Source organism: Enterococcus gallinarum NBRC 100675, from assembly GCF_001544275.1.
Taxonomy (GTDB): Bacteria; Bacillota; Bacilli; order Lactobacillales; family Enterococcaceae; genus Enterococcus_D; species Enterococcus_D gallinarum.
On sequence record NZ_BCQE01000024.1, the window covers coordinates 24508 to 36996 of the forward strand.

Sequence of the window (12489 nt, forward strand, 5' to 3'; positions counted from 1 at the left end):
AAAGAAGCGAGAACAATCAACATAATTTTCCAAGGTTTTAACCAAGCACTATTCTTTTTCATCTAATCACCTCTATAAAAAGAATACTATGATAAATAAATAATATCAAAAAAAATTGATACTTAATCAGTTATTCACCAAATCAGGCAACTAACGAGATGAAATCAGAATCAGTTTTGCTTTTCAGATTTTTTAAGTTTAATTGCTCGTATTAGGTGGACACAAAAGCTCGCAAAAAATAAAAGCCCTGCAATTTTTGGAATGGCACCAATTGAAGCTAAAAATAAAAAAGCTGCTATAAAGTTTACACAAGCGGCTAGCAGGTAAAGGTAGAAACTAGTTTTTCTTTTCAAAGTGCTCACTCCTTTCGAACAGCATATCATACTTTATTTTCAATGTGAAAAAATAATACCAAAGAAAGTCGAAATAAATAATTTCACTATCCGACGAAATAAAAAAGAAATAGAAAGAACTTCTATTTCTTCGAGCGATTTTTATTCGAATACAGGGCAATGATTATAGCTACGGCTATGCAAAAGACTAATACTTTTAACATATTCACACATCCTTTTTAGATTAGTTTAAATTATAACTTTCTAAAAATATATAGGGTTTTAGGCCTATTAGTAAAAGATAATTCAGTCCCACAAGTTATCGAACTCTTTTTTTCGATTATTCCTCGGCAATCAAGAAGGCCAATTTTTTCAAACAACTGTTAAAACAAAAAAGTGAAGAAACTACTGGAACTAAAAGTTTCTTCACTACTCATCAAGTAATCAATAAACCTTTGTTTATTCAAATATGTAACATCTAAATTTTTTGAAGCAAGGAAAAACAAACATGCAGAACAATAGAAAGAGTTGAAAAAGTAAGGTAATCGTTAAATTGACAGTTCCGTAACGCTGGTAAAGGTAGATATGTACGAGTAATTCACCAAGATTCATGAGAATCAAGATAAGATAACTACTCGCTTTTACTTGGCATCTTTTTAGTAGGTGATAGCTGATGTAATAATCGCGTAGGACAAAAAAAAGTAATGATAGTTTGTTTAAAGCCGTGATGGTAGCATGTTGTTCGGCAAGCTGTTGAAAGAACAAAAGTGCTGTGGGAAAAGGGATATAAATGATTAATAAAGAAAGAAAAAAATATACAACAAAAGGCACGTTCACACTCCTAAAAAAAAATTACCAAAAGGCAGAAAATAATTTAGCAAATATTTATTCAGAGGTCAACAGTAGGATTTGTTATTTCAATGGTTCGAGTATTAGGCATGATTGTTTTTGCTTAAGAAATGAAATCTTGGTTTACAGACTGAGAAAAATTGCGGTGATTTTCTGTCACGGAGGAATGCACCTTGATAAACCCCGTCACAATAAGGTTATAAGAGGGATTGGATATTATTATTAAAACAATGTATAAATAAAAAAACTCCTGAAAGCAGAGTGGAGAAGACAGTTACTCTTGAGTTCAGAAGTTTTTGGTTTTTGAAAAAAATCAATTTTATCAATGAAAAATGTTAATTTTGTGCATTTAATTTTTTTAATACATCAGCTGGCACATCTTTTTCAGCGACCTCATTCGGTCCGGAGATGATACGTTTTTGACTGATCTCTGCTTTAACTAGTGTGTTAGGAGCATAAGGCTGGATATCTTCACCAGACAATTCATAGGTCATTTCTTGTCTTTCGCCATTTTCTTTAACAAATTCAAACGTATATTTATAAGAAGAATAGCCTTCGATTTTTTTTCCTGAACCGTCTACTGTTTGTTTCCTTTCAGGTGTTTCTTTTGGTGTGCGTGCATAGGCAGTGACTCCTTGATAGGTCTCAGAATAGTATTTATAACTAAAATAGCCTCCTACACCAAGTGCGACTACAAGAAGAGCAAGCATCATTTTTTTCATAATTAACCCTCATTTCTTTTTTGCTGAGACGACTATAACACGGACTAGCTTAAAAAATTCATTGAAAAAGATAACACTATTGTAAGTTTTTGATTGTTTACATGAGAATATAGCTGTAATTTTCTGTCGAGGAATTGTGATAGAAGAAAATAGAATTGAAATCATTTTGCAATATTGTAATGTTAATCTTTTATTTGTGCCTGGGGAGAGGTACAAATACACAAAAAGAGAGGTTTTTTCATTTGAAAAAATTTGTATTCACAGCTGTTGCAGGACTAGGTTTATTTATCGGAGGCACTGTTGCATCTGCAGAGGAACAAACCCATGTGGTTGCTCCAGGAGACACACTGTCAGGATTAGCAACTGAATATGGTACGACAGTGGATGACCTTTTAGCATTGAATGAATCCATTCAAGACCCTAATTTGATTTTTGATGGCGAAACATTGCTGATTTTTAGTGATGCACAACCGATGACACGCGCGCAAGAAACGACAGAAACAGCGCAAGCGCAAACTGAAACTGCGCCGGCAGCTACACAATCAAACGCTGCTAGCACTAGCGCTGCAAGTACACCAAGTACTGGTTCAGGAGTCTTGAATCCAGTGGACGGTATCAATTACTATAATGGTGTCAGAGAATCTTATTATTCACAAAAAGTATTAGCTGGTGGCGGCTTAGATATTCCTGGCCGACATGTTGCCGCTGACGGAACGATCCGTGATGCAGATGGTTATATCGTTGTAGCTAGTGACAATCAAGCCAAAGGCTCAACAGGGCAATCTTCTTTGGGTGCCTACAAAGTCTATGATACAGGCGTTGGTCACAGCGGAATCGACGTTTACACAAACTGGTAATCAGCAAAAACAGCTGCATGAAATATGCAGCTGTTTTTTTGTTATGGTCTAGACTAATTCTTGTCAAAAAAATGAGAGTGTGGTATCATTGGACTATACCAAAATGAAATGAGGAGCGTATCATGGAAATTATTCGCGTGAAAGATGCAGCTGAAGGTGGAAAAAAGGCATTTGAATTGATTCAGCAAGGCGTTGAAAACGGCGCTAAAGTTCTTGGATTGGCGACAGGCAGTACGCCAGAAACATTGTATGCAGAGATGACAGCTAGCGATGTCGATTTTTCAAACATGACTTCTGTTAATTTAGATGAATATGTCGGACTTGGCGGCGAAGATGATCAAAGTTATCGCCACTTTATGAATGCTCATTTATTTGACAAAAAACCATTCAAGGAAACCTTTGTACCGAATGGAAAAGCCGAAGATTTGCAAGCGGAATGCAAACGATACGATGAAGTGATCGCGGAACATCCAGTTGACATCCAAATCTTAGGAATTGGTCAGAACGGTCACATTGGCTTCAATGAACCTGGGGCATCTTTTGATGGCACAACATCAGTCGTTGATTTGACTGAATCAACGATCAATGCCAACAAACGCTATTTTGACAAGGTAGAAGATGTACCCACTACTGCAATCTCAATGGGCATCGGTTCAATTTTGAAAGGTAAAAAAATTATTTTGATGGCCTTTGGACCAGCTAAAGCGGACGCAATCCAAGGGATGATTGAAGGTCCGGTAACGACGGATCTGCCTGCATCTGCTTTGCAAAATCATCCAGATGTCACAGTCATCGTGGATGAAGCAGCGGCAGCCAATCTTTAACATCAATTAGTTGGCAGAGCGTCCAATCTAATCGACAAAATCCGAATGAACATCGGAAAAACCAGCTACTTCCCCATTTCATCCAGTCGGATGAAAAGTTGGTATTTTCGATGATTCTTCGGTTTTTTTATTTTTCATGGAATACAGCTTAAAGATGGGTTGCGGAATTTGGACCTTCCTTTTTTCATTTTTAAAAATAGATGGTATAGTTGAAAAGGGGTGTTTCAATGGTTGATATGGTCTTATCGATTCCAGAAATTATTCTTAGACTCGTTTTAGCAATGGTCATGGGAGGCGCTATCGGTTTTGAGCGACAGTACAAAAGTCGGCCAGCGGGATTACGGACCCATATTTTAGTCTGTATGGGGGCATGTGTCATTGCACTGATCCAAGTAGAGATCGCTAGTGGGGCGATGCGTGATGCGTTGAATCATCCAGATCTCGCAGGGGTCATTCGTTCAGATGAAGCTCGATTGATCGCACAAGTGGTAAGTGGGGTTGGTTTTTTGGGTGCCGGGACGATTATCGTGACAAAACGCTCGGTAACTGGATTGACGACAGCTGCTTCATTATGGGCGATTGCTGGCTTAGGGATTGCGATCGGCATGGGATTTTATGCGATTTCGATTACTAGTTTTGCCGGGATCTTTTTTGCACTGACGGTGATCAAGCGAATTGTGCGAGTCCCGACAGCCAAAAAATTGGAGATTCAATACATTCATCGTGCGGAAACAAAGGAATTTTTGACAGAGTATTTTCTTGATCGAAAAATCGTGATCGAAGATGTCAACTTTGATGTGAAGTTCATGGAAGACTATCGGATCTATACCAATATTTATACGATCAACTTACCGTGGGGGCTGAGTTTCTCTGATGTTATCGAAGAATTATCAGTTTATAAAAATATCACTAAGCTGCGGTTGGTTGATGTTAGTTAAAAAAGTACTGCCAAAGGTCACACCTTTGGCAGTACTTTTTTAGTTAGGAAAGAAACATGCGATCCCGACAATCGCTAGATTGCTAAGAAAGTTGACTGCTTCATTTGTGATCAAAGCATAGCCATGCACTTTTTTCGTTGGCTGCTGGTGATGGCTTTTTTGTTCGGTAAATTGATGACAAACCGTGCATTGGTAACGTACTTGAATCGTTGCTCCCAATAAACTATCGATTATACTACCGCTAAATCCTAACAAGAGTACCCAAATCAATGCTGTCAAAGAGAGCGGTTGGCCGCTGAGCCAGAGACAGATCGCCAGAAGTAAAACGATACCGCCGCTGCCCGCAAAAGAAGCAATGGTACCTAGGAGGCTGACACCGCCAGAAAGACCCGCAGGTAATTTTTTTCCCGTTAAGAGATTTCGGGGTGCCTTTTTGCTCAAAACACCGATCTCTGATCCCCAAGTGTCGGCGGTACAGCTAGCGATCCCGACAATAAATGCCCAGAGATAGTTCTCATTGTTGAAAGAGGCGTAACCGATCAATGCCAATAAACTAGGCGATAAATTAGCCAGCACTTGGATGGCTTCGCGGCGCGCACCTTTGATCACCAGATCATCGGCTGAGTTTTTTTTCTTTAAGTGATTGATGATCCCAGAGCTGGCAAAAAAGAAACCAACTAAAAAGATACTGAACCAAGGTCCCAAAGCAATGATGATCGTCCCACTTAAGGCAGCTGCTAAAGCACCGGATAAAGACAACCACTGCAAAATAAAAGCGGATCCTGCTACAAATGCACTACAGATCAGTCCCAGTAAAAATTGATAGAAAAAGACCACAGCTTCCACCTCGCTTTTTTCATCAGTTTAGCATAAAGCAAACTTGTATGTAGCTTTTTTTCGTTACTGACAGCATTTTGCTCGTCAAATGAGAGCGTTTCATTTAAGCTTAGACTAAGAGGTGAGTGTATGAAAATCGTGATCATCGGCGGTTCATTCGGAGGGATCAGCTGCGCCATCGAAGCACGCAAAATCTATCCAGAATCTGAAATCGTATTGATTGAAAAAAAAGCCCATATCGGGTTTATTCCCAGCGGGATGCTCCTGTATTTAGAAGGCAAGATTCCTTCGTTGCAAGACGCATTCTTTTGCTCCAAGGAACAGCTTGAGCAGTTGGACATTCAAGTAGCATTGCAAGAAACAATGTTGAAACTTGATCCTAAGAACCATTTCGTTCAAACAGATCAGCGCAGAATCGCTTATGATCGGTTGATCTTAGCAGCAGGATCTGCACAAGAATCAGAAATTCTCTTACCGATGAATGAAGCCGCATTGACCTATAAAGATTACGGCGCTGCCAAGCAATTTATTCAGGAATTAGATCAGGCAGAAACGATTACGATCGTTGGGGCTGGACAAGCAGGTATGGAAGCAGCCAACACATTAACGACGCTAGGAAAACAAGTCCAACTAGTGGAATCAATGACGTATCCTTTATTCAAATATTTTGATCAATCGTTTCTGGCTCCTTTTTTAGATGAATTAGCACAAATAAAAAATCTGCAGCTTTATCTGGCAGAACCTACCATTGCCATTGAATCCACGGAAACAGGCTTCCGAGTGGAGACCGCCAATCGGACATTGCTCAGCGCGCTTGCATTGACGACCGTCAATGTCCGACCGCGGCCGCACCCAGCATTTCAGCAGCTGCGCTTGCACAGTGATCATACGATTTGGACGGATGCTTATTTGGAAACTTCCGAAAAGGGTATTTTTGCTGTCGGTGACTTGATTCAGATCTACAGTCCAATTACACGGGATACGGCTTATATGCCATTAGTAAACAATGCAGTTCGTTCCGGAATCGCTGCTGCGCATAATTTGCAAGAGAAAAAAGAACCTTTTCGCGGCGGCTTACGGACAGTGGGAACCCATCTGTTTGGCTGGTATCTGGCTAGTACAGGAATGACTGAATCAGATCGCTTCTTTTATGAACAAGAAATTACCGTCAAAAAATTTACCGCTAAAGCTTCATTAGTAGATGACACACCGATCCACGGGAAACTGATCATTGCCAAGACAAGCGGGCAAGTATTGGGCGCTCAGTTACTGTCAAAGTACAATCTCTTAGAAAAAATCAACCTGCTGGCATTTGCCATTGAAAAGGAGAGCACATTGTCAGAGTTAGCGCAAAAAGATTTCTTTTTTCATCCTCATTTTACTGATGTCTTTGAACTGTCCAATGCGATTGCTTTAGGAAGTGCTGCCAATGAAATTTGAACAATTATTAGAAAAAAAAGAAGCCAAGCAATTACAGCTACTGAAAAAGCTGCTTCTAGTTGGAGGTGAACTAGAGCTTCATGAGATGGCTGCTTACCTTAGGATCAGCAAACCATCCTTAGAAAAATATGTTGATGAGTTATTTCTATATTTAGCTCCTTATTCTGATCAATGCCATCTTTTTTATCAAGGTTCATCATTAGTTCTAGAAACGAGCCCAGAGTTCTCGTTGAATCAGATTGAATATGTGTTCTACCACTCGTCGATCAAATTTCAAGTGCTGGAACATGTATTGATCAATCAAGAAATCGCCACGATTCCGTTAGCGCAAAAATTAATGATTAGTGAATCCTCCCTGTTTCGCAAAATCAAAGAATTGAATCAAGTGTTGGCAGAATTCGGATTAGAGATTTGGCAGGGGAAACTCATGGGGGAAGAAGCTCAGATTCGCTATTTTTATTTTCAGCTGCTTTGGTACTTAAATTCTTTCAAGAGTCAGCCATTACCGATTGATACAAAATTTGTGGGACTGATCGCTCGTGGGCTCAATCTGACCTTTACCGAGGAAGCACAGCAACGGGTCAGTTTGTGGCTGAAGATCATGAAGTATCGTTTAAAAGCGCCCGGACAATCGTTTCAAAGACTACGGGAAAACATGGCATTTTATGAGAAAGATCCATTGTATCAGCAACTGCGGGAACTTGTCTTTCGCAGTTTTGGGCATTATGCACTGGAAGTTCGTGAAGAAGAGGCGATGCTCCATTTTGTTTTCTTGCTTTCCTTTTCCGTTTTCTCTGAACAAGATTTTCGCCAGTACATGCTGCAACGCTCCCGATTTACGCCGACAGCACTTACCGATACGCTGATCTTGGAACATATCCTGCATTTGTATCGACCGGCTGTCCCGCAAGAAATCGAAGCCAATTGTTATTTTCATCTTTCTCAGATCCATAGTCGTTTGTATTTTTTCAAAGGAGATGTCGAAGTTTTTGATCGAGAAAATATTTGGCAATTAGAAGCAAAACTCTCAAGTCGTAATATTCGCCAGATCAGTGAACGTTTATTGAATACTGCTGTACAAGAAATGAAGCTGGAAGCATCAGAAGAAAATACATTGTATATGATGACCATGGTCAAATATTTGAGTGTCCTGACGATCATTGATTACCAAATCAATCGGGAATTTCGGGTAGGCATCGCGTTGAATATGGATGCACTTTTCAAAGAGGCAGTCTTTTATATGTGGCTGCTGTACTTAAAAAATTTGAATGGGGTCGTCGTTGAGCGCTATGCTAAAGAACAAGACTATGATCTGATCTTGACGAATTATCCGATTGAAACATCGATTCCTACATATCGGATCAGTGAGTTAGGGACGACTTACGATCGAGAAAAAATCAAAAAGATGATTCGCGAACGCTTCAACTAATGGCGTTTTTCCAGATTTCGTCAATTTCTTAGAAAATCTCTAAAAAGTTGACGAGATCACTACAGGTAATTCGAGTAAGATAAATGTAAGAAAACGGTATCAAAAGAATAAATCAACCATTTAAAAGGAGAGAGAAACATGGCAGAGAAAAACTATATTATGGCAATCGATCAAGGAACTACAAGCTCAAGAGCAATTATTTTTGACCGCAACGGACAAAATGTCGGTAGTTCGCAAAAGGAATTTCCCCAATATTTTCCAAAATCTGGTTGGGTAGAACACAATGCCAATGAAATCTGGAACTCTGTTCAATCAGTTATCGCGGGAGCCTTTATCGAATCTGGGATTCGACCTGAAGCAATCGCCGGAATCGGGATTACCAACCAACGGGAAACAACAGTTGTTTGGGATAAAAATACCGGTCAACCGATCGCCAATGCGATCGTTTGGCAATCGCGCCAATCTTCTCCGATTGCTGACCAATTGAAAGCCGACGGACATACAGACATGATCCATGAAAAGACAGGGTTAGTGATCGATGCTTACTTCTCTGCTACGAAAATCCGCTGGCTGCTTGATAATGTGGAAGGTGCACAAGAAAAAGCAGAGAATGGGGATCTACTATTCGGTACCATTGATTCGTGGCTTGTCTGGAAACTGACAGATGGGCAAGTCCATGTGACGGATTACTCCAATGCGAGTCGGACCATGCTTTATAACATCCATCGTTTAGAATGGGATCAAGAAATTTTGGATTTGTTAAATATTCCAGCATCCATGTTGCCGGAAGTCAAAAGCAACTCCGAAGTTTACGGCCATACTCGCAGCTATCATTTTTATGGCAGTGAAGTACCGATTGCTGGGATGGCAGGGGACCAACAGGCTGCTCTCTTTGGGCAAATGGCTTTTGAAAAAGGCATGATCAAAAATACGTACGGTACAGGGGCGTTTATCGTTATGAATACCGGAGAGGAACCACAATTATCCGACAATGATCTGTTGACCACGATCGGCTATGGAATCAATGGTAAAGTATACTACGCATTGGAAGGTAGTATTTTTGTTGCCGGCTCAGCGATCCAATGGTTGCGGGATGGCTTACGTATGATCGAGACGTCTCCGCAATCTGAAGAATTAGCGGCAAAAGCGACTGGCGACAATGAAGTCTATGTCGTACCAGCCTTTACGGGATTAGGTGCACCTTATTGGGATTCTGATGCTCGGGGAGCAGTTTTTGGCTTGACCCGCGGGACAACGAAAGAAGACTTCGTGCGGGCGACCTTGCAGGCTGTCGCTTATCAATCGAAGGATGTCATCGATACCATGAAAAAAGATTCAGGGATCGATATCCCATTGTTGAAAGTGGATGGCGGGGCTGCTAAAAATGATCTTTTGATGCAATTCCAAGCAGATATCTTAGATATTGAAGTACAACGGGCAGCCAATCTTGAAACGACAGCACTGGGGGCGGCTTATTTAGCTGGCTTGGCCGTCGGCTTCTGGAAAGACCTCGACGAATTGAAAGCAATGGCAGAAGATGGTCAACTCTTTACACCAGAAATGCCAGCTGATGAACGTGAGAACCTTTATGAAGGATGGAAACAAGCAGTGGCAGCGACTCAGATGTTTAAATTCAAAGTGAAGAAAGAAGGCGAGTAAGCCATGACTTTTTCTTATAAAGATCGGCAACACGCCCTAGCAGAAGCAAAAAATACGACCTATGATGTATTGATCATTGGTGGCGGAATCACTGGTGCTGGAGTCGCCGTGCAAACGGCAGCTGCCGGCATGAAAACGATTTTGGTAGAAATGCAGGATTTTGCTGAAGGAACCTCCTCTCGTTCGACGAAACTGGTTCATGGGGGCATCCGCTATTTGAAAACATTTGATGTCGAAGTTGTGGCAGATACAGTGAGGGAACGAGCGATCGTGCAACAGATCGCTCCCCATATTCCTAAACCAGATCCCATGCTTTTACCTATCTACGATGAGCCCGGTGCAACCTTCAATCTTTTTTCTGTCAAGATTGCCATGGATTTGTATGATCGTCTGGCAAATGTAACAGATAGTAAATATGCCAATTATACGTTGACGAAAGAAGAAGTATTGGAACGAGAACCGCAACTGCAACATGAGAACTTGACCGGAGGCGGAGTCTATCTGGATTTCCGCAACAACGATGCCCGTTTAGTGATCGAAAATATCAAACGGGCCCATCAAGATGGTGCTGCAATGATCAGCAAAGCCAAAGTTGTCGGTATGCTTCATGATGAACAAGGAAAAATCAATGGTGTTCAAGTAGAAGATCAATTAACGAAAGAACAATTCGCCATCCATGCGAAAGTTGTGATCAATACCACTGGACCATGGTCTGATATCGTTAGAGAATTAGATAGCAATGATAACTTACCGCCGCAAATGCGCCCAACCAAAGGTGTCCATTTAGTGGTGGATCGTGAAAAGCTGAAAGTACCTCAGCCAACTTATTTTGATACTGGCAAGAATGATGGTCGGATGGTTTTTGTGGTTCCTAGGGAGAACAAGACGTATTTTGGTACGACAGATACGGATTACACGGGCGATTTTTCCCATCCGACTGTTACGCAAGAAGACGTCGATTATCTTTTAGAGATCATCAACCATCGCTTTCCAGAAGCTGCGATCCAACTGGATGATATTGAAGCTAGCTGGGCGGGGTTACGCCCGCTGATCACGGCTAATGGCGGTTCTGATTACAACGGCGGAGCTAAGAGCAAACTTTCGGATGAAAGCTTTGATCAAATCGTGCAAACTGTAGAAGCGTATTTGGACGATCACCGCAAACGCCCGCAAGTCGAAAGGGCGATCAAACAAGCAGAGGAACGTCTAGAAGCCAGCAGTGTGGATCCTTCACAAGTTTCTCGGGGCAGCAGCTTGGAAATGTCTCAAGACGGACTGTTGACACTGGCCGGGGGCAAGATTACAGATTATCGGTTAATGGCTGAAGGCGCCGTCAAACGAATCAATGAATTACTGGCTGCAAAAGGGCAGCAGTTTGAATTAGTGGATTCCACGCGTTATCCGGTGTCTGGCGGCGAAATTGATCCGACCAATGTCGAGGACGAACTGGCGCAATTGGCGAAAACCGCCGAAGCTGCCGGTTTTTCCCCTGAAGATGCGCGATACTTGGCCGATCTTTACGGTTCAAACTTACCGATAGTCCTTACCTATAAAACCACGTTTGCGGGGCTGGACGAAAAAGAAAGCACGGCATTGAATTATGCCTTGCAAGAAGAACTGGTTCTGACCCCTGTGGATTATTTATTGCGACGAACCAATCATGTTCTCTTTATGCGAGATACGTTGGATCAGATCAAAGTTGGTGTGATCGATGCAATGGCGGATTATTTTGAATGGACAGCTGCAGACAAGCAAATGTATGCCGAAGAATTGGATCAAGTAATTGCGGAATCAGATTTGAGTGCCTTAAAAGGAGGAGAATGATATGAGTGATGCAACACAAATCTTTAGTGAATTTCTGGGAACGGCAATTTTAGTTTTACTGGGGGATGGTGTTTGTGCGGCAGTCAACCTTAAAAAGAGTAAAGCAGAAGCTTCCGGCTGGATCGTGATCGCGACAGGCTGGGCAACAGCTGTGACGATTGCTGTTTATGCCTCTGGTTTCATGGGACCTGCCCATTTGAACCCTGCTGTAACGTTGGGAATGGCAATGACGGGTAATTTTTCTTGGGGATTGGCGGTACCTTTCATGTTAGCACAGTTAGCAGGCGGGATCGTCGGTGCAATTCTTGTTTGGCTCAATTACTTGCCGTTATGGGATGAAACAGAAGATCAAGGCGCTATTTTAGGGACATTTGCCACTGGACCTGCCGTTCGTAACTTAGCCGCGAATACGATGACCGAAGTGATCGGTACGTTTGTTTTAGTATTTGGCTTGTTGGCATTTGGTGCAAATACCTTTACGGATGGCTTGAACCCAATCGTAGTCGGAATCTTGATTTTGGCGATCGGTCTTTCTTTAGGCGGACCGACAGGATATGCCATCAACCCAGCTCGAGATTTAGGTCCGCGGATCGCCCATCAAATTTTGCCCATCAAAAATAAAGGAACATCTGACTGGGGATATGCGTTTGTACCAATCATTGGACCTTTTATCGGTGCAGCATTGGCAGCCGGACTATTCATGATTTTACCGCTCTAATTGACTCATTGATCTTTTAAACGATAGCGATCTGCTAGATGGCTATCGTTTCTTTTTTTT

General features: G+C 41.6%; 12 protein-coding genes. 8 read left to right on the forward strand and 4 right to left on the reverse strand.

The window, feature by feature from the left end:
• Positions 1-170 precede the first annotated feature (170 nt).
• From EG2_RS13220 to EG2_RS13230, 3 genes are all read right to left on the reverse strand, one after another.
• Positions 171-353, reverse strand: a complete 183-nt coding sequence (locus tag EG2_RS13220; RefSeq protein ID WP_029487242.1) for a hypothetical protein — start codon at positions 351-353, stop codon at positions 171-173.
• Between the two features lie 438 nt (positions 354-791).
• Positions 792-1163, reverse strand: coding sequence for a hypothetical protein (locus EG2_RS19725; protein WP_060815085.1), 372 nt, complete (start codon positions 1161-1163; stop codon positions 792-794).
• A 353-nt stretch (positions 1164-1516) separates the two neighbouring features.
• Positions 1517-1903, reverse strand: a complete 387-nt coding sequence (locus tag EG2_RS13230; RefSeq protein ID WP_005471644.1) for a YxeA family protein — start codon at positions 1901-1903, stop codon at positions 1517-1519.
• Between the two features lie 242 nt (positions 1904-2145).
• Here EG2_RS13230 and EG2_RS13235 point away from each other — a divergent pair, with 242 nt between their 5' ends.
• The 3 genes from EG2_RS13235 to EG2_RS13245 all read left to right on the forward strand — a co-directional run bounded on the left by EG2_RS13235 (position 2146) and on the right by EG2_RS13245 (position 4522).
• Positions 2146-2760, forward strand: coding sequence for a LysM peptidoglycan-binding domain-containing protein (locus EG2_RS13235; RefSeq protein WP_060815086.1), 615 nt, complete (start codon positions 2146-2148; stop codon positions 2758-2760).
• Positions 2761-2882: 122 nt separating this feature from the next.
• Positions 2883-3584 (forward strand): glucosamine-6-phosphate deaminase, encoded by a 702-nt coding sequence (nagB, locus tag EG2_RS13240; protein ID WP_003127396.1) that lies wholly within the window; start codon positions 2883-2885, stop codon positions 3582-3584.
• 227 nt (positions 3585-3811) lie between these two features.
• Positions 3812-4522 carry an MgtC/SapB family protein gene (locus tag EG2_RS13245; protein WP_005471648.1) on the forward strand — a complete coding sequence of 237 codons (711 nt, stop codon included), beginning with the start codon at positions 3812-3814 and terminating at the stop codon, positions 4520-4522.
• Positions 4523-4561: 39 nt separating this feature from the next.
• On the opposite strand, the gene EG2_RS13250 is transcribed toward EG2_RS13245, so the two are convergent.
• The gene (locus EG2_RS13250; RefSeq protein ID WP_003127399.1) at positions 4562-5359 is read right to left on the reverse strand and encodes a DUF92 domain-containing protein; all 798 of its coding nucleotides are present in this window, start codon (positions 5357-5359) and stop codon (positions 4562-4564) included.
• 129 nt (positions 5360-5488) lie between these two features.
• On the opposite strand from EG2_RS13250, the gene EG2_RS13255 reads away from it, so the two are divergent.
• From EG2_RS13255 to EG2_RS13275, 5 genes are all read left to right on the forward strand, one after another.
• Positions 5489-6799 (forward strand): NAD(P)/FAD-dependent oxidoreductase, encoded by a 1311-nt coding sequence (locus tag EG2_RS13255; protein WP_003127400.1) that lies wholly within the window; start codon positions 5489-5491, stop codon positions 6797-6799.
• Complete coding sequence (locus EG2_RS13260; protein ID WP_005471654.1) at positions 6789-8228, forward strand: helix-turn-helix domain-containing protein; 1440 nt, start codon at positions 6789-6791, stop codon at positions 8226-8228. The genes EG2_RS13255 and EG2_RS13260 overlap by 11 nt, the downstream gene beginning before the upstream one ends.
• Positions 8229-8366: 138 nt before the next feature.
• Positions 8367-9887, forward strand: coding sequence for a glycerol kinase GlpK (gene glpK / locus EG2_RS13265; RefSeq protein WP_003127402.1), 1521 nt, complete (start codon positions 8367-8369; stop codon positions 9885-9887).
• Between the two features lie 3 nt (positions 9888-9890).
• Complete coding sequence (gene glpO, locus EG2_RS13270) at positions 9891-11711, forward strand: type 1 glycerol-3-phosphate oxidase (protein WP_003127403.1); 1821 nt, start codon at positions 9891-9893, stop codon at positions 11709-11711.
• A 1-nt stretch (position 11712) separates the two neighbouring features.
• Positions 11713-12429 carry an MIP/aquaporin family protein gene (locus tag EG2_RS13275; protein ID WP_003127404.1) on the forward strand — a complete coding sequence of 239 codons (717 nt, stop codon included), beginning with the start codon at positions 11713-11715 and terminating at the stop codon, positions 12427-12429.
• Positions 12430-12489: the final 60 nt, after the last annotated feature.